23 protein-coding genes are annotated in these 20801 nt (G+C 42.6%); 14 read left to right on the forward strand and 9 right to left on the reverse strand.

Features of this window, described 5'->3' with window-relative positions; all coding sequences use genetic code 11:
- The first annotated feature begins 42 nt into the window (after positions 1–42).
- The 10 genes from CE058_RS20095 to CE058_RS20140 all read left to right on the forward strand — a co-directional run bounded on the left by CE058_RS20095 (position 43) and on the right by CE058_RS20140 (position 8652).
- Complete coding sequence (locus tag CE058_RS20095) at positions 43–1443, forward strand: M28 family peptidase (protein WP_163144823.1); 1401 nt, start codon at positions 43–45, stop codon at positions 1441–1443.
- Between the two features lie 171 nt (positions 1444–1614).
- The gene (locus CE058_RS20100) at positions 1615–2616 is read left to right on the forward strand and encodes a LacI family DNA-binding transcriptional regulator (RefSeq protein WP_204260557.1); all 1002 of its coding nucleotides are present in this window, start codon (positions 1615–1617) and stop codon (positions 2614–2616) included.
- 24 nt (positions 2617–2640) lie between these two features.
- Complete coding sequence (locus tag CE058_RS20105; protein ID WP_163144825.1) at positions 2641–3594, forward strand: sugar kinase; 954 nt, start codon at positions 2641–2643, stop codon at positions 3592–3594.
- Between the two features lie 9 nt (positions 3595–3603).
- Positions 3604–4227: a 3-hexulose-6-phosphate synthase gene (hxlA, locus tag CE058_RS20110; protein ID WP_163144826.1), complete on the forward strand. Its 624-nt coding sequence runs from the start codon at positions 3604–3606 to the stop codon at positions 4225–4227.
- Positions 4224–4781 carry a 6-phospho-3-hexuloisomerase gene (hxlB, locus tag CE058_RS20115; RefSeq protein ID WP_163144827.1) on the forward strand — a complete coding sequence of 186 codons (558 nt, stop codon included), beginning with the start codon at positions 4224–4226 and terminating at the stop codon, positions 4779–4781. Before hxlA ends, hxlB begins: the two co-directional genes overlap by 4 nt.
- 26 nt (positions 4782–4807) lie before the next feature.
- Entirely contained in the window at positions 4808–5437 is a 630-nt protein-coding gene (locus CE058_RS20120; protein WP_163144828.1) for a bifunctional 4-hydroxy-2-oxoglutarate aldolase/2-dehydro-3-deoxy-phosphogluconate aldolase, read from the forward strand.
- Between the two features lie 34 nt (positions 5438–5471).
- Entirely contained in the window at positions 5472–6500 is a 1029-nt protein-coding gene (locus CE058_RS20125) for a TRAP transporter substrate-binding protein (RefSeq protein WP_163144829.1), read from the forward strand.
- 79 nt (positions 6501–6579) lie between these two features.
- Positions 6580–7056: a TRAP transporter small permease gene (locus CE058_RS20130; RefSeq protein ID WP_048009728.1), complete on the forward strand. Its 477-nt coding sequence runs from the start codon at positions 6580–6582 to the stop codon at positions 7054–7056.
- Positions 7053–8342 carry a TRAP transporter large permease gene (locus CE058_RS20135; RefSeq protein ID WP_204260558.1) on the forward strand — a complete coding sequence of 430 codons (1290 nt, stop codon included), beginning with the start codon at positions 7053–7055 and terminating at the stop codon, positions 8340–8342. The genes CE058_RS20130 and CE058_RS20135 overlap by 4 nt, the downstream gene beginning before the upstream one ends.
- Before the next feature lie 28 nt (positions 8343–8370).
- On the forward strand, positions 8371–8652 hold the full coding sequence (locus CE058_RS20140) for a cupin domain-containing protein (RefSeq protein WP_048009727.1): 282 nt from the start codon (positions 8371–8373) through the stop codon (positions 8650–8652).
- A gap of 37 nt (positions 8653–8689) precedes the next feature.
- Here CE058_RS20140 and rpiA read toward each other — a convergent pair whose 3' ends face one another.
- Both rpiA and CE058_RS20150 read right to left on the reverse strand, forming a co-directional pair.
- Positions 8690–9373 (reverse strand): ribose-5-phosphate isomerase RpiA, encoded by a 684-nt coding sequence (gene rpiA, locus CE058_RS20145; RefSeq protein ID WP_163144830.1) that lies wholly within the window; start codon positions 9371–9373, stop codon positions 8690–8692.
- A 63-nt stretch (positions 9374–9436) separates the two neighbouring features.
- Complete coding sequence (locus tag CE058_RS20150; protein WP_163144831.1) at positions 9437–10003, reverse strand: CBO0543 family protein; 567 nt, start codon at positions 10001–10003, stop codon at positions 9437–9439.
- Between the two features lie 164 nt (positions 10004–10167).
- On the opposite strand from CE058_RS20150, the gene CE058_RS20155 reads away from it, so the two are divergent.
- On the forward strand, positions 10168–11091 hold the full coding sequence (locus CE058_RS20155; protein ID WP_227889045.1) for a DMT family transporter: 924 nt from the start codon (positions 10168–10170) through the stop codon (positions 11089–11091).
- 116 nt (positions 11092–11207) lie between these two features.
- The gene (locus CE058_RS20160) at positions 11208–11885 is read left to right on the forward strand and encodes a DUF421 domain-containing protein (RefSeq protein ID WP_163144833.1); all 678 of its coding nucleotides are present in this window, start codon (positions 11208–11210) and stop codon (positions 11883–11885) included.
- A gap of 26 nt (positions 11886–11911) precedes the next feature.
- On the opposite strand, the gene CE058_RS20165 is transcribed toward CE058_RS20160, so the two are convergent.
- From CE058_RS20165 to CE058_RS20180, 4 genes are all read right to left on the reverse strand, one after another.
- Positions 11912–12874 carry a D-2-hydroxyacid dehydrogenase gene (locus CE058_RS20165; RefSeq protein WP_163144834.1) on the reverse strand — a complete coding sequence of 321 codons (963 nt, stop codon included), beginning with the start codon at positions 12872–12874 and terminating at the stop codon, positions 11912–11914.
- Positions 12875–12990: 116 nt separating this feature from the next.
- A complete protein-coding gene (locus tag CE058_RS20170) occupies positions 12991–13338 on the reverse strand; it encodes a hypothetical protein (protein ID WP_048009723.1) in 348 nt (115 codons plus the stop codon).
- 112 nt (positions 13339–13450) lie between these two features.
- Positions 13451–14269: an MBL fold metallo-hydrolase gene (locus CE058_RS20175; RefSeq protein WP_226620215.1), complete on the reverse strand. Its 819-nt coding sequence runs from the start codon at positions 14267–14269 to the stop codon at positions 13451–13453.
- Between the two features lie 169 nt (positions 14270–14438).
- The gene (locus CE058_RS20180) at positions 14439–15890 is read right to left on the reverse strand and encodes a TerD family protein (protein ID WP_163144835.1); all 1452 of its coding nucleotides are present in this window, start codon (positions 15888–15890) and stop codon (positions 14439–14441) included.
- A 197-nt stretch (positions 15891–16087) separates the two neighbouring features.
- Here CE058_RS20180 and CE058_RS20185 point away from each other — a divergent pair, with 197 nt between their 5' ends.
- Positions 16088–16813 (forward strand): glycerophosphodiester phosphodiesterase, encoded by a 726-nt coding sequence (locus tag CE058_RS20185; RefSeq protein WP_163144836.1) that lies wholly within the window; start codon positions 16088–16090, stop codon positions 16811–16813.
- A gap of 150 nt (positions 16814–16963) precedes the next feature.
- On the opposite strand, the gene CE058_RS20190 is transcribed toward CE058_RS20185, so the two are convergent.
- From CE058_RS20190 to CE058_RS20200, 3 genes are all read right to left on the reverse strand, one after another.
- The gene (locus CE058_RS20190) at positions 16964–17410 is read right to left on the reverse strand and encodes a hypothetical protein (protein WP_048009719.1); all 447 of its coding nucleotides are present in this window, start codon (positions 17408–17410) and stop codon (positions 16964–16966) included.
- A gap of 9 nt (positions 17411–17419) precedes the next feature.
- The gene (locus CE058_RS20195) at positions 17420–17770 is read right to left on the reverse strand and encodes an ASCH domain-containing protein (RefSeq protein ID WP_163144837.1); all 351 of its coding nucleotides are present in this window, start codon (positions 17768–17770) and stop codon (positions 17420–17422) included.
- Positions 17771–17894: 124 nt separating this feature from the next.
- Positions 17895–19586 (reverse strand): glutamine--tRNA ligase/YqeY domain fusion protein, encoded by a 1692-nt coding sequence (locus CE058_RS20200; protein WP_163144838.1) that lies wholly within the window; start codon positions 19584–19586, stop codon positions 17895–17897.
- Between the two features lie 282 nt (positions 19587–19868).
- Here CE058_RS20200 and CE058_RS20205 point away from each other — a divergent pair, with 282 nt between their 5' ends.
- Positions 19869–20633, forward strand: coding sequence for an alpha/beta hydrolase (locus tag CE058_RS20205; RefSeq protein ID WP_048009716.1), 765 nt, complete (start codon positions 19869–19871; stop codon positions 20631–20633).
- Positions 20634–20801: the final 168 nt, after the last annotated feature.

Raw genomic sequence — 20801 nt, forward strand, 5'->3', positions numbered from 1 at the left:
ATATTTAATGAGCGAAATCTATTATTCTATTGGAGGTACTAGATGAGGAAACCAATTTTAAAAGTGGCACTAGCTTCAACTCTGGTTTTTGGGGCAGTCGGAACACAGGCAGCTTTTGCACAGCCAGTCGGCGTAAAACAGAACCAGCCGGTAAATGTATTCGATAAAAAGGTAATCAATAAAATTAATGCAGAAAATATCTATAATAATATTAATTATCTTTCACAAACCCCGCGTGTAGCAGGAACGGAATCGGAGAATAACGCTGTTCAGTATATTAAAAGCCAATTCGAATCCTTTGGATATGAAACAGAGATTCAGCCATTCACGTTTTATGGATATACTCCTCCAAGCAGTATGGAAGTGACCATTGACGGCTATGAAGGAGAACTGCAGCCAAGATCCTTTACCTATTCAGTTAACGGGAATGTGAGCGGGGAACTGATATTTGCCGGTCTGGGCACAGTGGAAGAACTGGAAGGTGCTGATCTCACCGGCAAAATTGCACTAATTCAGCGAGGTTCCATTTCTTTTGCTGAGAAAGTACTAAACGCAGCCGAAAAAGGTGCTGACGGTGTAATTGTTTTTAATAATGCAGAGGGTCCATTGAGCGGCACGCTTGGAGAACATAATGAAGATTATGTTCCGGCGTTAGCCCTGTCAAAAGCAGAAGGTGAGGCCATTCTTGCTTTGCTGGAGAGCGGTGAAACCTTAACAGCTTCCCTGACCATTGAAGGTGCGGAGGCAGGAGAAAAAGTTTCCCATAACGTGATTGCCACAAAGAAACCGACCAGCAAAAAGAAAGCGAACGATGACATTATTGTAGTCGGCTCACACCATGATTCTGTAGCGGGTGCGCCTGGGGCGAATGACGATGCTTCCGGAACAGCGATGACTATAGAACTGGCACGGGTGTTTAAGGATATTCCGACTGATACAGAAATCCGCTTCGTTACATTCGGAGCAGAGGAGCTGGGATTGATTGGATCCTATCATTATGTTGACAGTCTTTCTGACGATGAGATCAGCAGGACGATTGCGAACTTTAATCTTGATATGGTTGGAAGCAGGGATGCAGGCGATTTAGTGATGATGACATTGGATGGAAAAGAAAATCTGGTAACAGAGCTATCACAATCATCAAGTGAAAGGCTGAACGGTGAGCAGACACCAGTATATCAGGGCGGCAGAAGTGATCATGTTCCATTCGCGGAAGCAGGCATCCCGGCCGCATTATTCATTCACAGCCCTACTGAGCCATGGTACCATTCTCCAGAGGATACAATTGATAAAATAAGCAAGGAAAAGCTTCAGGATACAGCGGAAATTGTGGGTACTGCCATTTATGATAAAGCGCGTTTTGATAACATGGGCCCTAAACCGAAAAAGAAGCATAAAATGAAAGCAGCACCTGAGATGGTTTATGAGTTAGATGTAAAATAAGCAGAAAAGCAGCCTCCTGAGATGGGAGGCTTTTTTTATGAAGTATCTTATGTCTTTTTTAAAAAAAGACTTGTAAAGCGCTTTCAGTTTTTCTATAATTGTGATAAATCGATTTAGTAAACCGGTTTAGTAAATCGATTTAGATAAAAGAGATGATTCGGAGAAGACATGATGAAAACGGTTACTATGGCTGATGTAGCTCAGTATGCAAAAGTTTCAAAAAGCACCGTCTCCCAGTATTTGAATAAAAGGTTTGATTACATGGGAGAAGACACCAAGAAAAGAATCGAAGCTGCCATTAATGAACTTGGTTACAGGCCTAATATTGTGGCAAGAAGCTTAAAGCAGAAATCAACAACAACGATTGGGGTTATTGTGGCAAATATCCTTCACTCTTTTTCCACCCAAGTTATCAGGGCAATTGAGGATATGTGTCATGATTCTGACTTTCATACGATTGTCTGTAATGCCGATGATGACCCTATTAAGGAAAAAAAGTATATTGAAATGCTTAGGGCAAAACAGGTTGATGGCATCATCCTTCTTCCCACCGGTGATAATGCAGATCTCTATAATGAAATGCTCAAAGAAAAATACCCGATTGTTTTTGTAGACCGAACAGTGCCTGATGTGCCGATTCCATCTATGCTCCTGGATAATGAAAAGGCAGCAGGGTTAGGAGTTCAGCACTTTATTGACAATGGGTACAGAAAAATCGGAATCATCACAAATGTAATTCGAAATGTTACCCCAAGGATGGAAAGGTTAAACGGATACAAAAAAACGCTTGAATTAAATGGATTTCCGTTAAGGAAAGAATATATTAAAAGTTTGGAAGTCAGCAAAATAAAAGAAGGGCTTAAGGAGATGCTTGAACTGGAAGATCCTCCGAAAGCGATTCTTGCCGGAAACGATCTTACTTTAATCGAGATCCTTAAATATGTGAAAGAAAATAATTTAAAAGTACCGGAAGACTTGGCGATTATAGGGATTGACGATGTCTCTTTTGCAAGCTTCTATGAACCGGGATTAACGATCGTTGCACAGCCGGCTTTTGAAATAGGCAAGAAAGCAGCAGAACTCTTATTGAACCAGATTCAGAAAAAAACTGCTGCAGAAGAGAAGCTTGTTTATCGGTTTGAGCCAAAATTAATCATAAGAGAATCGTGCTAATAGAAATGAAAAGGGTGTTTTGCCATGAAAGATGTAGTTACCATTGGGGATGCCATGATAACATTCAACCCTTCGGCAACCGGTCCAATGAGGTTTGTACCAACCTTTGAACGTAAAATTGGCGGGGCAGAGCTGAATGTAGCGATTGGCTGCTCCCGGTTAGGATTAAAAACCGGCTGGATTAGTCGTCTGGGAAATGATGAATTTGGAAGGCACATCTTTAATACAGTGCGCGGAGAAGGAATTGATGTCTCACAATTAAAGCTTGTTGACGGATATCCGACATCTCTTAATTTTAAAGAGATTATGGGGGATGGAAGTGTAAGAACTTTTTACTACCGAACTAATTCTCCAACTACAGCTTTAACAATTGAAACATTAAGTGAAGAATATATTAAAAATTCAAAGGTCCTCCATATCACCGGAATTTTCCCTGCAGTGGATAAGCAGAAAAATATTGACCTTATTAAATATGCAATTTCTCTCGCTAAGAAGCACGGAGTTCTAGTCTCATTTGATCCAAACATCAGATTGAAACTATGGACCAAGGAAGAGGCGAGGACTGTTTTAAGAGAGTTTCTCCCGTATGTTGATATCTTTCTGACAGGCGAGGAGGAAGCTGAATTATTGCTGGGAACCAGCGACCCAAGAGAAGTCATTGAACTTGGCAAAGCTTTCGGCATCAGCCATATCGCTATTAAGCAAGGGGAAAAAGGTTCTGTCGGTTATCAGGACGGTGAGTACATTGAAGCTCCGGCTTTTAAAGCGAAAAAAGTTGTGGATACAGTAGGGGCTGGGGATGGATTTGACTCCGGATTTATTTACGGGCTATTAAACCAATGGCCGCTTCAAAAGACTTTGCAATTTGCAAATGTCATAGGTTCTATGGTCGTGAGTGTTTCAGGGGATAATGAAGGCCTACCTTACTTGGAGGACGTTCTCGTTCAATTGGGAGAAAGAGAATTCGTAGAAAGATAGGGTGAGAGTATGAATCTTCAAATAGCCCTTGACCGCCTTACGAGGGAAGAGTGCTTAAAGATTTTAAGAGAAACCGAGCTTTTTGTAGATTGGATTGAACTTGGCACTGGTGTAATTAAGGAGTATGGCATGTCAATTGTTCGTGAGATTAAGCAAGTATATCCTCACAAAACAATCGTGGCTGATATGAAAACATGTGATGCCGGCAAATATGAAGCTGCACAAGCGTTTGAGGCAGGCGCTGACATCACCACGGTGATGGCATTTTCTGCAGATAAAACAATTGCAGATACCCTTAAAACAGCAGAGCAGTATGGGAAACGCATTATGATCGACTTGCTGGGCATATCGGAACGCAGCAAAGTTATAGAATTGCAGAATATGGGAGTAGAACTCGTTAGCTTGCATTTTGGGAAAGATATGCAGGCCGAAGGAGAGATGGGAACAGATTTATTCTCTCTTACACATGGGCTTACCGGGCTCGAGGTTGCTGTTGCTGGCGGAATCAATCTAAACACTTTGCCGGGAATTATAGAGAGAAGGCCTAATACGGTCATAGTTGGCAGCGCTATCACGAAAGCTGGAAGTCCCTATGAAGCAGCTTTAGCCATGAAAGGATTGTTAAATCAATGAAATCTATTATAAAAACCGTGGCTGATGAGATCTCAGCCGTTCTGGCTAGTATTAATGAAGAAGAAGCGATTCATCTATCCAAACATCTCAGGGAAGCCAAACGGATTTTTGTTTATGGAGAAGGGCGTTCTGGGTTAATGGGAAAAGCATTTGCGATGCGCCTGATGCATGGAGGGTTTCCGGTTTATGTGATTGGGGAGACGGTCACGCCAAGTATTGAATCGGATGATTTGCTAGTGGCCATCTCTGGTTCAGGCTCAACGGGTGCCATTCTGCAATTTGCTGCCAAATCAAAAGAAATGGGAGCAAAGGTTTTTCTGATAACCACAAATAAAGAGTCCAAAATTGCTTCCATATGTGATGGGATACTCGTCATTCCGGCTGCCACAAAGTACCGCAGGCCGGATGAACCAGGCACTATTCAGCCGCTCGGCAATCAATTTGACCAATCAGTCCATCTTGTTCTCGATGCAATTATCATTGGAACATTGCAAACAGATAATCAGGATACAGCTTATGAAGAAATGACCAAGAGACATACCAATTTGGAATAGATGCAAGCGAAGGGAAGGTAAAACAAATGCAAGCCGTGGATTTTATTAAAGCGCAAGTCATTGTTGCTGTTATACGTGAAGCAACTGCAGAGAATATAGTGCCGATCGCTAGTGCTCTGTATGACGGCGGAGTAAAAGTATTGGAAGTTACCGCTGAAACTCCCGGAGTCATGGCGATGATTGAAAAAGTAAGAGTGGAGCTTGGCGATAAAGTGCTGGTGGGGGCAGGAACAGTTTTAGATCCTGAAACAGCCAGAGCCGCCATAATGGCAGGCAGCCAATTCATCGTTTCTCCTTCGCTTAACACTGAAACAATTAAAATGACAAAGCGCTATGGCATAGCAAGCATACCGGGAGCACTAACACCAACTGAAATTTTAACAGCGTATGAGAATGGTGCAGACATGATAAAAGTTTTTCCTGCCAATGCCTTTGGTCCGGGATACATTAAAAATATTCATGGTCCATTCCCGCATATCCCGCTGATGGTAACAGGCGGAATTAATGAGAGCAATATGCAGGAATATATTGAAGGTGGTGCTTTGGCGATTGGGGTTGGAGGCAACCTGGTAAATCCTAAAAACTTAAACAGTGATGAGGATTACCTGACGCTGACGAAGAAAGCGCTTGAATATACGGCATTGCTTAATAAATAATTTATCATTCCAATTAAACAAGGGGGAAATAAAAATGAGAAAGTTATTGTCAGTTTCTTTTGTTTTACTTTTAGCATTATCAGCACTATTAGCTGGCTGCAGCAGCAAAGAAGAGGCAGGCGGAGAAACAGGTTCCAAAAAGATTAAAATTGTAGCGGCACATAATCAGACATCTCCAGATAATCCTTACCAAACAGGCTTATTAAAGTTTAAAGAAGTGGCAGAAAGCAAGTCAAACGGTGACATCGAAGTTGAAGTACATGCAGGAACGATCGGTACAGAAGAATCGGAATTAGTCGAAAAGCTTAAGCTAGGTGCAGCAGATGTTGTTTTAGTATCACCAGGCTTTATGACTCAAACAGGCATTAAGGAAATTGATTTATTAGCCCTTCCATACCTTTTTGACAGCTATGAGCATTGGGAAAAAGTTGTTGATGGCGAAGTGGGAGAAGAAATGAAGAAGCTTGTTAAGGAAAAGTCAAATAATGACTTTAAATTAGTTGGTTATTGGTCTGCTGGTGTTAGACATTACTATGGCAAAAAGCCAATTGAAAAGATGGAAGACTTAAAAGGCTTGACATTCAGAACGCAAACTTCAGGTGTAATTGCTGACTATTGGAAGGAAACAGGTGCCATCCCTACTTCTATTGCATGGGGAGAACTATACCAGGCACTACAGCAAAACGTTGTAGATTCATCTGAAAACTCATATCCATATTTTATTCAGCAAAATCATCACAAAACAGACAATGGAAAATATATTACTGAAACAGGCCATGACTATACAACTAGATTCTTATTAGTAAACGGCAAAAAGTTCGACTCTTATACAAAAGAACAGCAGGATATTCTTTTAGAAGCGGCTGAAGCATCTGTTCAAGCCGAAAGAGAAGCAGTTTATGCCCAAGAAGAAGAGTATAAAGAAAAGGCGATTGCTGAAGGTGCTGTCGTAAATGAAATTGACCGTACTCCATTTGTTGAACTGGCTGAGCCAATGCAAGAAAAAGCGGCTAAAGACATGGGTGCTGAAGAACTGCTGAAGAAAATTAAAGATCTTAAATAATCCGAAACGAATGCGTTAAAGGGAAGAGTGTGAAATGCGGTCTTCCCTTTAATCCTTAATAGGAGGGAAGACGATAAGCATGATTAAGATTCTTGAGAAGATACAAATGGCCATCGGCGTGATAAGCTTATCGATATTTTTTATTGCGATTATGATTCAAATCGTCACAAGGCACTTGGGAATACCGATTATTTGGACAGAGGAAGTAGCCAATTATTCATTTATATGGTCAGTCTTTATGGGTGCTTCTGTCATGGTGAATAAAAAGGAACATTTTAGCTTTGACTTTTTAGAACAAAAGCTTCAGGGCAAATCCAAGGCAGGACTTTTGATTGTTATTGATGTTATTGTATTGTTGTTTGCTCTAGCTCTTTTCTATTACGGAATTGAAGCTGTAAAGAATTTCTGGAATTATAACTGGGCATCCCTTCCGGCTATGAAAATGGGCTATGTTTGGATTTCTATACCGATCATGGGACTAACAATGTCCATTTACTCCATTAACCACCTGATCAATAACTTTAAACAGCTTAAGGGAAGGGAGGCTAACATATGATTGGCGTTATTCTAGTAGGATTATTCTTGATCCTTATGCTTATAGGGGTTCCAATTGCTTTTGTCATAGGGATTGTAGCCCTTCTTGGAATAGTTAGTGTTCCATATATACCAGAAGTAACCGTTCCGATGAAAATGCTAAATGGAATCGATTCATTTGTTTTGCTTGCCGTTCCTTTGTTTATCCTGGCAGCAAACTTAATGAATAGCGGTAAAATTTCACAGAAGCTAATCGACCTTTCCCTTGCCGTTGTTGGGCATATCCGAGGCGGGCTTGCACATGCCAACATTCTGGTGTCCATGATCTTTGCGGGTGTGTCAGGTGCCGCTCAGGCAGATACAGCAGGAGTAGGGAAGATCCTTATTCCTAATATGAAAAAGCAAGGATATGACACGGAAACAGCAGTAGGTGTTACTGCTGCATCATCCACGATTGGTGTAATCATTCCTCCAAGTATTCCGATGATTATCTTTGCGGGTTTAACGAATGCCTCTGTTGGAGCTCTATTCTTAGGTGGAATTGTCCCAGGAATTTTAGTAGGGTTAGGCATGATGCTTTTCGTGTATATTATGGCTTTGAAAAAGGGTTATCCGAGGTCTGATAGAGCAACTGTCCAGCAATTTTTAAAGCTGGTGTATGAGACAGTTCCTGCCTTAATTACCCCGATTATTATCATCGGAGGAATTATATCAGGGTTCTTCACAGCAACTGAAGCTGCGGCTGTGGCGTCTCTTTATACGTTATTAATCAGCATGTTTTTCTATAAAACTTTAAAGCTATCCGATCTTCCTAAAATACTCATGGATACCCTGGCATTAAGTTCATTGTCATTGTTTGCCCTGGCAGCTGCAAGTGCACTTGGTGAGCTGATGAGCTACTATCAGTTATCAACAATGGCGCAAGACTTCTTTGTAAATAATGTTGGAGCAAAATGGCTATTCATTCTGATAATTATTGCATTTTTCTTATTTGTAGGGACGTTCATGGATGCTATTCCAGCAATGATTCTATTTGTCCCAGTCATATTACCGACCGCTTCTCAATTTGGTATGGATCCGGTTCATTTGGGCCTTATAGTGGTTATGACTTTGGCAATTGGACTTGTAACGCCACCATACGGATTATGCTTATTATTGGCTGCGAAAATTGGTAATCTCAGCATCGAAAGATCCTTAACAGCTGTAATCCCATATATTTTAATTGTATTAGCTGTACTGATATTTGTGGCCTTTTTCCCGGATATCGCATTCTTTGTGCCTAAGTTAATTAACCCAGGATTATTTTAGAAAAATTTTGTATAGAAAGGAAGACATCATGGTAAAACGAGAAGTTTTAAACAGTGACGGTTCACTGATGGCTGTAAAAGTAGAACTAGCAGAAGGATTTACAGGTGATATTGACCAACACCCTGAAGAACAGATTAGTTATATTGAAAAAGGAAAAGTGGAATTCGAAGTAAGGGGAGTAAAAAGAATCCTTTCTAAAGGAGATATTCAATACATTCCATCTAATGTTGAGCATAAGGTAAAGGTGATAGAAGAATGTATTATCCTGGATATTTTTACTCCAATAAGAAAAGATTTGATATCAAGTTAGAACAGAAAGGAGAGGATAAACCCTCTCCTTTTCTGTATTATTCCATCCGATTGAGAGCTTCTACTTTATCGGTGCTGCCGACTAGCACTAAATCTGTCATTTCAATAAAAAGCCCGGTCTCGACAACACCTGTGATTTGTTTTAATTGTTTATGAAGCTCTTTTGGATTTGGTATCCGCTCGAATTGGCAATCTAATATGTAATTTCCGTTATTCGATACAAAGACTTCTCCGTCGTTTACCCTTAGCTGTGGTATCGCTCCTAATTCTGTAATTCTCTTAGAGGTTAGTTCCCAGCCGAAAGGTACAATTTCTACAGGAAGGGGGAATTTGCCTAGTTGTTGCACTAATTTGGATTCATCTACGATGATGATAAGTTTTTTTGCGTTGGCGTCTACAATTTTTTCCCTTAAAAGCGATCCCCCACCCCCTTTTGTTAAATTAAATTCAGGGTCAACCTCATCTGCTCCATCAATGGCCAAATCAAGGATTTGGGTTTCGGAAAAGTCTGCCAGCGGGATATTAAATTCCCTTGCCCACCCCTCCGTTCTAAGAGAAGAGGGAACTCCTTTAACTGTTAGACCAGCATTAACTAACTCACCGAGCCTTTTTAAAAACCAATACACTGTAGAGCCTGAACCTAATCCAATAATCATACCGTCTTTTACAAAGTCGGCCGCTTTTTCCCCGGCTGCTTTCTTCTGCAAATCTTTAAAGTTCATCCAAGTATTCACCCCACATATTAGTGGTTATATTATACCAAATGAAGTGATGCGATTACTTTATCATGCACCCTTTTTGTTCATCCATCGAAAAACTTTGGTAAGCCAATAAGCCAGCAGGAATAGGGTAATGTAAATTAAAAATATATAAATATAATTAACCCATTCATACTTTTGGAATAAACCGTGTGCGACAAGCAAGGGCTTAAAGCCAAATCCGAAAGCTAATGCAGTTAAAAGAGCATAAAGGTAGTAGTTTTTATTGTTTTTCAAGGTCCATTGATATACAAGCATAATAGTGACAGGGATAATGGCTGCATCTAATGACAAGCTGGGTATGAATGGGATCAGCTGATAAGGGTAGGCCCACAAACCGAAGCGGATTCCCGCAGCATCCACATATGAAAAAAGGACATGAACAGCAAACCCAAAAAAGCCGATGTGAAAAATGAGCTTCCGGTCAATTTTAAAGTATACAAGCATCAGGGGGAGGATGAGCAGACATGTGACAGTCCAAAATTGCCATGTGCCGAGGTGGGAATATTGCTGCCAGTATTCAATCCCCTGCCGGGTCAGATCACCTTGAATAGCAACGAGTTTGTTGAAGAATTTATCTTGATTGGATGCCAAAAAGATCCCTCCCTTCGTTCTGCTGATGGTTATTTTGTCCAGAAGGGTGTTTTTCATGCCCGTTCACTTTCCCTTTTTAAAGCTTTAAATAGACATATTCCTATATGAAATATGATAAAATGATACAAATTAATAATTTGGATTTTTTGGAAAGAAGGATCGGTGTGAAGAACATAAAAACATACATTCTCCTCACTTCCATCATGGCTTTGTGGGGATTGAATGTCAGCATAATAAAAATTCTTGTCAGTTATTTTCCTCCAGTTTCGATTACTTCTCTGCGAATATTAACTGCAGGCATAACGGTGTTTTTAATATTAGGCATAATGGGAAAAGTGAGGAAGCCGAGCGTAAGGGAAATCTCGTACATTGTTTTTGGCGGTTTTCTGAGTGTTGTCAGCCACCATTTTCTTCTGGCTATAGGACTAACGGGGACAAGTGCAGTGAATGGAGGGCTTATATTAGGTGCGGGTCCTCTCTTGACAGCTATACTGTCTTCCATTCTGCTGCGCCACAAGCCTACAGGCATTCAGGTGCTTGGTTTTCTGCTTGGCGGTGCAGGCGTGACTTTTATTGTTCTTTCAGGAAATAAAGGGATATCGAGCTTAACTCCGGGCGATTTCTTTGTGTTCCTGTCCATTATTTCACAGGCTCTTAGCTTCATTGTGATCAGCAAGGCTTCGAAAACGCTTGATCCGCGATTGCTGACAGGCTATATGCTGGTTTTTGGAGGAGTGATCCTTTTTGTAATGGCGAGCGTAATGGAACCTGGAGGGCTTAAGGGCATATCAGATGCCCCAGCCTATGTTTGGGCTGCATTTGCCGCATCTGCCGTATTGGCAACAGCTGTCGGACATATGGTATATAACACAGCCATCCGCAATATTGGGCCGGCAGAAGCCAGTATTTTTTTGAACCTGAATACCTTTTTCTCATTGGCAGGCTCGGCGCTGATCCTTGGTGAAGTCATTACCATCAACCACTTGCTTGGGCTTGTTCTTATTGTGGGAGGTGTTCTTTCAGGATCTGGAGCATTGGAGGATTTAGTTTTCAGAAAGCGGAGAAAAGAGAATAGCCAGTATATGTAAAGTGATCTCTCGACATAGAGATCTCTTTTTTTTTTGCAAAAAGTGGAATTGGGGAAAAGGTGTATTCAAAGGCCGCTAAAGGGAATAGAGAGGCTATAGAGAGAGGAGGAGCATGGATGTATTTATCAATAACAGTAAAAATGGCTGTGGGGCTGGTAACACTGTTAGCGGTAACCCGTATTCTTGGAAAGAAGGAGCTTTCACAGGTAACCCCGTTTGATTTTGTCTATGCGGTTGTTCTTGGAGGGATCATTGAGGAAACGATTTATGATGAAAAAGTAACGGAGCTTCAAGTTATCTATTCTGCATTCCTGTGGGGAGCTTTTATTTATATGATTGAAATTCTGGCAAAAAAGAAAAATATTTTCAGGAGGATTTTAAAGGGCAGGGAGTCGATCCTTGTCAAGGAAGGCAAACTGGATGTGAAAGAGGTGGAAAAAAACCATCTTGAAATGGAGCAGCTTAGGACGATGCTGCGCCAGAAAGGGATATTCAGCATGAATGAAGTCAAATATGCTTACCTTGAAACCAATGGGGGCTTAAGCGTAATGAAATACCAAAGAGAAGAGCCTGTCACTCCTGAAATGATGAAACTTGAGGTGAAGGAAAAGAATCCTTCCATTTTACTGATTGATGAAGGAGAAGTAGTGGAAGACGGCCTGACATTACTGGGCAAAGATGGGGAATGGCTGAGGGAATCCATTAAAACCGAAGGCTATCATAATATCAAAGAAATATTCTGTGCGGAATGGTCGGAAGAAGAAGGGTTTTATATCGTAGCTTATAAAAAGTGAGCCTTGCAGATGCAAGGCTCTCTCTATTAATATCCCTTTTGATAATCAACGAGATTAATGCCTGGTATACCGCTGTTTATATATTCTTTTAAATTGGGAATAAATATCCCTTCAATTACACGTTTGGTATAGTGTTCCGTCGATCCGGCTGTGTGCGGAGTAACGATGACATTATCAAGCTCCCAAAGCGGGCTGTCTTCAGAAAGCGGTTCTTTTTCAAATACATCAAGCCCTGCACCGGCAATCACGCCGTTCTGCAGTGCGTCGATCAAATCTCTTTCCTTTACAATTTCACCCCGGCCGATATTGATAAAGAAGGAAGAATCCTTCATGAGAGCAAACTGTTCGGATCCGAATAGCTGCCGGGTTTCCTGTGTAAGCGGAAGGGTGACGACAACATAGTCACATTGAGGAAGGACATCGTTCAGCTGTCCGGACGCATACATTTCATCAAAATACTCTTCAGGTTTTCCGGAGTGGCGAACTCCAATGACCTTCATGCCGAATGCTTTGGCAATCCTGGCCGTTTCTTTTCCGATGGCTCCTGTGCCAATCAGGCCGATGGTTTTATTATGTATTTCGAGCTTTAGTCCGGAATGGTGCCATACTTTAGCTTGCTGATTTTTCACATATGTATGGATTTTGCGGGTAAGCCCGAGCATGAGAGCGAAAATGGTTTCAGAAATAGGGTTGGCATGTACGCCATTAGCGCTCGTAATCTGGATGTCCCGTGATTCCATTTCTGCCAGGGGGAGGGAATCGACACCTGCACTCCAGGACTGGAACCAGCGGAGTTTGCTGTCTCCGTCAAGGACCATCTCTTTAAGTTCCTTTTTCCAGCCGGCGATGACTTCGGCTTTTTTCATTTCATTTTGCCAGTTTGCGGAATCCTTGCCGGAAATGAGCTCCCATTCGGGAATGATTTCTTTTATTTTTTTTAGCTGTGAGGGTTCCAGATCATGGGTAATGATACAGGTTCTTTTTGTCATGTGTGTGCCTCCATTTTATTTTTTTGAAAAGTCGGTAAATATATCATAGTCTATAAAGGAGAACTTTTCTAATAAAATATCCCCCGGGTGTAAGGCGCCGGGGGATGATCTATCTATTAAGAGGGCTGAAAACCTATTAATTTGGCTTTCTTATCGACACCAAGCGTCGTCTTATCCGGGAAGGTAATGACAGAGCTGATGTAATCCCAGCGGATCAGAAAATGGGTGACACAATCTTCTTCCTTTTGCTGTTCTTCCGGGATGTTGGTACCGTCTTCTTTTTGTACCATTGTTCGCTTGAAGCAAGGGTTCTCAACCCAAATTCCCATGCTTTCTGTTTTGATCAGTTTAACAAGATACCACTCATCGGGCTGAAAAATGCCTGTAATGGAGCCGACGAGATCATTTGGAAAGTTTTTGAATTTTATTTGGATCTTTTGACCTGTAAAGTTTTCAAGATGCATATATGAACCTCCTGAACTATTAAAATTCGTTTTTTTATACTCTTCCTTTATTTGAGTGTTTTAAACATCAAAAAAGCAAGTTCCAGTCATTATGCTGGACCTTGCTTTTTTTCTAGCGTTCCCCGTCTACATATTTTCCGTGGTCTGGAACGGCAATTTCATCAAAATCATTTACAAGTCTGGTGAGGCTTTCCCTTAATACAGCGGCAGCCATGGGAATGCCGTGTCCTGTGATGGCAACATCCGGCTGAAGGGCTTCGAGTTTCTGTACGGATATCCTGGCCGCATCCCAATCTGTCGTCAGATAGCGGGGCGGGCCGCTGATTTCCTGTTCCTGGGTGAGGACACTGTATAAGGATTCCTGTTTCACAGTTACGAAAGCATCACCTGCAATCAGCACACGATCCGACTCCCTGAACAAGGAAACATGGCCAGGGGTATGACCTGGTGTGTGGATCCATTTCCATCCTTCCATATGGGGAACATTTCCATCTTCAGGATAGGACTGAACATGGGTTCCGAGATCGATGCCTTCATGCGGAAAAGTGGGGGACATCTTTGCAACAAGTCCGCCTTCAACACTCGCGTCAGGTTTTGGGTAATCCTGCTGACCTGTTAAAAATGGCATTTCCAGTGTGTGTGCGTATACAGGGACCTGCCAGCGCTCAACCAAATCAATAATTGCACCAACATGGTCAAAGTGGCCATGTGTAAGAATAATGGCTTTCGGTCTGGCGTTCTCTCCAAAAAGTTCTTCGGCGGCATCCATGATTTTCTCTGCAGATTTTGGCATGCCTGCGTCAACCAGAACCCAGTCGCCGGGCTTTTCTGATATTCGCACAAAACAAACATTGACAATCTGAACTGTCAGGCAGTAAACTCCATCCGCTTCGTTTACAATCATTCCGCTCGTGGAGGAAGTCATGGGCATATAGCGTTCAGTTGATGAACTTTCCTTCAAAAATATTACCTCCTTTAAAAATAACAGACCCCTTATCTTTTTGAGTATACCCGCATGTGACTTTTGTATGCGGCATATTCAGGAGGAGGAGGGAATATATGCAAAAAAAGCTCTGCCGCATAATGGCAGAGCTTTGGTATTAAGATAGAAATTCATGCGGGTTTAATCCAAGTTCCATGCAGATTTCTGTAACAGCCTGTTTTTCATTTTGATCAAAGTTCCCATCAGCATAACCGATCGCGATGCAATAACGGGCTACGAGGCGGGCGATCTCAGGCTTATTTCTTACCCGGCCAACTGCTTTGAAGGCTTCAGCCCGGCCGATGATCGGGTCCATCTCAATCCGCTGGACGAACATATTGAATTGCTGTATCACCTTTTGGGTATCAAACACTTTTAATTCCTGGCTGCTGTTTACAAATTCGATCATCTTTTGACGTTCAGATGGATCAAGCCTGCCATCTGCCATGCCGACAAGAGCGCATGAAGCTACAACGGCGTCCATGACATCCTGGCTCTTGAATCGGGTGAACAGCTCCTGTGCACGGCGTTTTTGGTCATTGGCCCACTGTGCATAATCTGTCTGGTTAGGCGACCATGAATTGCCGCAGGCATTACAGGTGAGCTTCAGCTGGTTTTTTCCAATAAAGCCGCCAAGAAGTCCTACAGGGCCAAGGATGAGTCCTCCGATTGCTGCTTTTCCAAGGCCAAATCCCTTTTGGCCGGTGCGGATGTTAGTGGATCCGCACCGGGTGCAGGCAATATTCCCATCTGTATAGGATTGAGCCTGTACCGGCTGTCCAAAACCTGTTTGGCCGCCCATCGCAGAAGGCTGGGAAGGAGGCGTGCTATATGCAGTCTGATTGTAAGCAGGCTGGCCAAAAGAAGACGGGCTGTGGCCTGATTGAGACTGCTGGATTTGCTGTGGACTGAATCCATGAGACTGCTGTCCGTAATTTGCCTGCTGCTGAAATTGGCCATGCCCGAATGACGGCTGTTGACTTGGAGCAGGTTCATCATCTACGGAAACACCGAAATTGCGGCAGAGGGCAGCTAATCCTCCCTGAAATCCGCTTGCAATGGCATTGAATTTCCACTCGCCATTGTGGCGGTAAAGCTCTGCAGCGACGATGGCTGTTTCAACAGTAAAGTCACGGCCAAGGTCGAAGCGGAGCAGCTCCTCGTTCGTCATGGCATTAAAAATTCTTACATAGGCATTTGAAACTTGTCCGAAGTTCTGTCCCTTCATCTGGGCATCATGAATGGTGATAGTAAACGCAATTCGATGGATATGCTGCGGCACCTTATTCAACTCGATGCGGATTTGCTCATCATCCCCGGTGCCAGCTCCCGTTCTGTTATCACTGCTGTAGAGAATCGATCCGTTTCCGCCGGATGGATTATTATAAAACACAAAGTCACTGTCACTTTGCACTTTGCCGGATGCGCCTGTTAAAAATGCTGAAGCATCCAGGTCATATTGAGATTGATTGTGGCTGACATCCCAGCCCAATCCTGCCATCACAACCTGCAAACCAGGATTGGTTTTGGTCAAATCTACTTTTTGTCCCTTGCTCAATCGAACTCCCACAGATTTCACTCCTAAATTCATTTTTATGTATGGATAATTTGTTATACGTACTGGAAAGAAAGAAGTTTCATAGTTTTCATTATAATGGAATCTAATGCGAAGTGAAACATAGCTATTCTAAGGTTGAAAAAATGATTTTGATGCCGGCCGTAGAATAGAATATTAATGATGATGTTTTTGTCATAGGAGGAGATAAATTGAATAAAAGAGCGAAAGTATTTGCGCATCGCGGTGTCAGCGGGCATTTTCCGGAAAACACGATGGCTGCTTTTCAGGCTGCATTGGAGGCGGGAGCAGATGGCATTGAATTGGATGTGCAGATGGCGAAGGATGGTATGCTTGTAATCATTCATGACGAAAAAGTGGACAGAACGACAGGCGGAACCGGCTATATTAAGGACATGACCTTTGAAGAAATCCTGCAGCTTGATGCCGGGAGCTGGTTTGCGGAAGTGAACGCCGGAGAAACAATCCCCGATTTGGAGAAATTCTTAAAATGGGCGGCGATGGAGGGCAACGAACTGCTGATCAATATTGAATTGAAAAATGATTTGATTGTCTATCCCGGGATGGAAAAAAAGGTGATTGACCTTATCCTTAAGTATGGATTGGAACAGCGTGTCATTATCTCATCCTTCAATGCGGAGAGTCTGAGGAGAGTCAGGGACTATCATTCAACGATACAGACGGGTTATTTGATTGAAGGCATTCCTGAAAATACACTTGATATGGCAAAAAATATCGGTGCAGACAGCATTCATTGTGAAGAGAAGTTTGCCCTATCCGAGCTTGGAAGGAAAGCAATGGAAGCAGGGTTTCCGCTGCGGGTATATACCGTAAATGATGAAAACCGCAGCGAATTTTTAACTAATGCCGGAGTAGAAGTGATTATGACTGATTTTCCGGAAAGGTTTTTGAAATAATGATTTTGTTGGATTTGGAAATTCTGATTATCCACGCATCCGCATAAGACTCCGCTTCTCCAGCAAAAGTAAAATAAGCTGCATCAAACCGCGGCAATATGAATTTATTCATGCATAAAAAAACAAGCGCACATCATGAGCGCTTGTTTTTTATACCTGCCAAAGCACCGGCTTGGCTACCATGAACCAGAGCATGAGCATTAACAGAAAAAGATAGATCCAGACGGAGCGTGTAAGCTTTCTGATTAGGAAATGCTGATCTGCTCCCGGCTCATCAAATTTCCTAAGGACGGGAGTGAAGGCCCGGGCGAGAAAAAAGACTGAGCCTCCCATGACTGCCAGGGTAGCGACGATCCAAGATGTCGTCCAGGCCCAGTGGCTGTTCACGATTAAAAGGATACCCGAGCCTACAAGTACATGTCCTGCATGCTTGACAAGGCGCACGGACGTCCTGAAGATGCCGATATATGCCTGCTGGACCCCGGGATGAACCGTTCCCAATTTATTGACGATTGGGATCAGAATAAAAAATGGTCCAACAGAAAGAATGGCACTGCTGACATGGATATACAGCAGTATTCGGTACAATATGTCCATTCCGGCAGATTACTTCTTCACTGCGCTGAATTCATGAACCCATACACGCATTTGCGGAAGCCAAGGCATTCCCGGATGCATGGAAAGGATGGATTGCTTGTAGTCTTCCAAATTTTCGAAGCCTTCCTGGCGGGCATGCTCGTCTGTTAACTCACCAAGGGATTGTGAATAAACTTTCTCTACAACAAAGTCCTGTCCCTCAAGTGTCATGATTTCTCCCACATCAGCATAGCGGCCATTGCGGCGTGTAGCTGTTTTCTTTCCTGCAAGAACCTTTTCAACGTCCTCTTTAACGGTAACCATGCGGTCTACTGAACATGTTTTCGGCGGTAATGTATTTGGGTCGTGCTGATTTGACATAATCTACTCCTCCTTATGTAAATGCTTACTTTTAAAACCTTACCATACTTTCCTGCGGAAAGGCAGTTTATGAATCGTTTTACGGGTAAAAAAGCCTGAGGAAAGAATCCCTCAAGCTTAATGCCTATTTCAATTTAAATGAACTCTTCAGTGAAACAATCCTGTTAAAGACAGGTTTTTCTGCTGTCGTATATTTTGGGTCTGCATTGAAATAGCCATGGCGGAAGAATTGGAACTTATCCTGGGCTTTTACATCCTTCATATTTGGCTCGATGAAACCATGAACAATTTCAAGCGAATTCGGATTCACGTAGTCAAGGAACGTTTTGCCTTCTGCTTCGTTTTCAAGAGCCTCATCCGTATCTGCCTCAGCATTCCGATCCGCATCTTCGTCAAGAATCAATGGCTCGTACAAACGGAATTCAGCCGGAATGGCACTCTTGGCATCCACCCAGTGAAGCGTCCCCTTTACCTTTCGGCCGGTAAAGCCTGATCCGCTCTTTGTTTCAGGGTCATATGTGCAATGAAGTTCCACAACATTGCCATTCTCATCCTTGATGACATCGTTGCACTTGATGAAATAAGCATGCTTTAAGCGGACTTCATTGCCAGGGAAGAGGCGGAAATATTTTTTCGGCGGATCTTCCATGAAGTCGTCCTGCTCTACATAAATCTCCCTTGAGAATGGAATTTGGCGCATGCCCATTTCCGGGTTCTCCGGATTGATTTCTGCATCAAGCATTTCAGTCTGATCTTCCGGGTAGTTCGTAATTACAACCTTTAACGGACGAAGTACACCCATTGTGCGGGGAGCCTTCATTTTCAGGTCTTCGCGCACAAAATGCTCAAGCATCGCTTCATCCACTACACCTGAGCCTTTTGAAACACCCGTTTCTTTTACGAACTCGCGGATTGCTTCCGGAGTGTAGCCCTTGCGTCTTAAACCGGAAATCGTCGGCATCCGCGGGTCATCCCAGCCATCAACATAATTTTCTTCTACAAGCTGCTTTAATTTTCTTTTACTCATTACTGTATTAGTAATATTCAGGCGGCCAAACTCGATTTGCTGTGGTGTGCTTTCCATTTCACACTCTGAGACAACCCAGTTATATAGCGGGCGCTGGTCTTCAAATTCAGTTGTGCATAAGGAATGGGTAACCCCTTCAATTGCATCTTCAAGCGGGTGGGCAAAAGCATACATCGGGTAGATGCACCATGTATCACCTGTATTATGGTGAGTTGCATGTGAAACACGATAGATAACCGGATCACGCAAGTTTACGTTCGGTGAAGACATGTCAATCTTCGCTCTAAGAACCTTTGCACCGTTTTCGAATTCGCCTTTGCGCATGCGTTCAAATAAATCCAGATTCTCTTCTGCTGAACGGCTGCGGTATGGACTTTCTTTTCCAGGCTCTGTCAGTGTTCCGCGGTATTGGCGGATCTCTTCCTGGCTTAAATCATCCACATAAGCTTTTCCTTTCTTAATTAAAAGAACAGCGCGGTTATACATTTCTTCGAAGTAATTTGAAGCAAAATGAAGCTCCTCCCACTCGTAGCCAAGCCATTTAACATCTTCTTTAATGGCATCCACATATTCCTGATCTTCCTTAAGCGGGTTCGTGTCATCAAAACGAAGATTCGTCTTGCCGTTAAAGTCGTCTGCCAGGCCGAAGTTGATGACAATCGATTTGGCATGTCCGATATGAAGATAACCGTTCGGCTCAGGCGGGAAACGGGTAATGACATCTTTGCGCTTTCCCGACTCCAGATCCTCTTTAATAATCGTTCGTATAAAATTTGAATTGTTTTCCAAACCGGTATCAGCCTTTCTGTTTATGTAGTTAGTACTTATTTTAATTATATCGGGAAGGAAAATAAAGCGAAACTTCCCTTAGCTGTGTTGCTGTCGTTTATTAGGCAATACTCTTTATTCATTCTATCTATTATAAACAAGGCGATGGTGGAAAAAAAGTTTTTCTCAATGCTGGATGCGAAGTTTTACAAAAATGTTAAATACTTTCAGACGAGGAGGGATAAAGGGAGGTGAAAAGAATATCTCTTTAGAGGAAATAATCTATTGAATGGAGGAAGGAACATGTCTGTAAAGTATCCGGTTTTAGAAGGAGCAGAACCTTTTTATTTTGAAGGAAATGAGATTGGGATTCTGGTTTCTCATGGCTTTACCGGTTCAACTCAAAGTATGCGTCCGCTAGGGGAAGCTTATGCAAATGCTGGATATACGGTCTGCGGTCCACGCCTGAGGGGACATGGCACTCATTATGAAGAAATGGAAACAACGACCTATCAGGACTGGATTCATTCTGTTGAAGAAGGTTATCGGTGGCTGAAAGAGCGCTGCAGTACGATATTCGTTACAGGTCTGTCAATGGGCGGCACCCTGACATTGTATATGGCCGAGAAATATCCGGAGATTAAGGGGATTATCCCGATTAATGCAGCAGTTGAGATTCCTGATATGGCGGCAGCAGCCAGCCTGGAGGATGTCCGTTTCCTTGATGCAATTGGTTCAGACATAAAAAACCCTGATATAAAAGAGCTTGCCTATGAAAAGACACCGGTAAAATCGCTTGGTCAAATAACGGAACTAATGAAGAAGGTGAAAGCCGATTTAGGGAAAGTGACTTGTCCTGCGCTGATTTTTGTCTCAAAAGAAGATCATGTAGTTCCTCCTTCCAATTCACAGGAAATATACAGCGGCATTAAATCAGCTGCCAAGGAATTAGTCACCCTGGACAACAGCTATCATGTAGCAACGCTGGATAACGATCAGGATATTATTATAGATAGAACACTGCATTTTCTGCAGAGGGCACTGGAAACAAGCAGCCTTCAGGGGTGATGAGGGGAGCTTACCCAGGCTCCTTTTTTTTGGACTTTAATAGGATATTTTCATTGTCCCAATAGTTTTTGTCTGCCTTGATCTGATGCAAATTCCCGTTCCTTTTTGCAGCCAGTTATGGTAGCATTTAGTGATGCGAAATAATTAATCGCAGTCTAACGGGCAGTA

Origin of the sequence: Bacillus sp. 22-7 (genome assembly GCF_010628845.1) — a bacterium.
GTDB classification, from domain to species: Bacteria; Bacillota; Bacilli; order Bacillales; family Cytobacillaceae; genus Cytobacillus; species Cytobacillus firmus_B.

Coding starts and splice junctions, on each gene's coding strand:
- CE058_RS20095 (WP_163144823.1), top strand. CDS start 43: ATGAGGAAACCAATTTTAAAAGTGGCACTAGCTTCAACTCTGGTTTTT.
- CE058_RS20100 (WP_204260557.1), top strand. CDS start 1,615: ATGAAAACGGTTACTATGGCTGATGTAGCTCAGTATGCAAAAGTTTCA.
- CE058_RS20105 (WP_163144825.1), top strand. CDS start 2,641: ATGAAAGATGTAGTTACCATTGGGGATGCCATGATAACATTCAACCCT.
- hxlA (WP_163144826.1), top strand. CDS start 3,604: ATGAATCTTCAAATAGCCCTTGACCGCCTTACGAGGGAAGAGTGCTTA.
- hxlB (WP_163144827.1), top strand. CDS start 4,224: ATGAAATCTATTATAAAAACCGTGGCTGATGAGATCTCAGCCGTTCTG.
- CE058_RS20120 (WP_163144828.1), top strand. CDS start 4,808: ATGCAAGCCGTGGATTTTATTAAAGCGCAAGTCATTGTTGCTGTTATA.
- CE058_RS20125 (WP_163144829.1), top strand. CDS start 5,472: ATGAGAAAGTTATTGTCAGTTTCTTTTGTTTTACTTTTAGCATTATCA.
- CE058_RS20130 (WP_048009728.1), top strand. CDS start 6,580: ATGATTAAGATTCTTGAGAAGATACAAATGGCCATCGGCGTGATAAGC.
- CE058_RS20135 (WP_204260558.1), top strand. CDS start 7,053: ATGATTGGCGTTATTCTAGTAGGATTATTCTTGATCCTTATGCTTATA.
- CE058_RS20140 (WP_048009727.1), top strand. CDS start 8,371: ATGGTAAAACGAGAAGTTTTAAACAGTGACGGTTCACTGATGGCTGTA.
- rpiA (WP_163144830.1), bottom strand. CDS start 9,373: ATGAACTTTAAAGATTTGCAGAAGAAAGCAGCCGGGGAAAAAGCGGCC.
- CE058_RS20160 (WP_163144833.1), top strand. CDS start 11,208: ATGTATTTATCAATAACAGTAAAAATGGCTGTGGGGCTGGTAACACTG.
- CE058_RS20165 (WP_163144834.1), bottom strand. CDS start 12,874: ATGACAAAAAGAACCTGTATCATTACCCATGATCTGGAACCCTCACAG.
- CE058_RS20170 (WP_048009723.1), bottom strand. CDS start 13,338: ATGCATCTTGAAAACTTTACAGGTCAAAAGATCCAAATAAAATTCAAA.
- CE058_RS20175 (WP_226620215.1), bottom strand. CDS start 14,269: ATGCCCATGACTTCCTCCACGAGCGGAATGATTGTAAACGAAGCGGAT.
- CE058_RS20190 (WP_048009719.1), bottom strand. CDS start 17,410: ATGGACATATTGTACCGAATACTGCTGTATATCCATGTCAGCAGTGCC.
- CE058_RS20195 (WP_163144837.1), bottom strand. CDS start 17,770: ATGTCAAATCAGCACGACCCAAATACATTACCGCCGAAAACATGTTCA.
- CE058_RS20205 (WP_048009716.1), top strand. CDS start 19,869: ATGTCTGTAAAGTATCCGGTTTTAGAAGGAGCAGAACCTTTTTATTTT.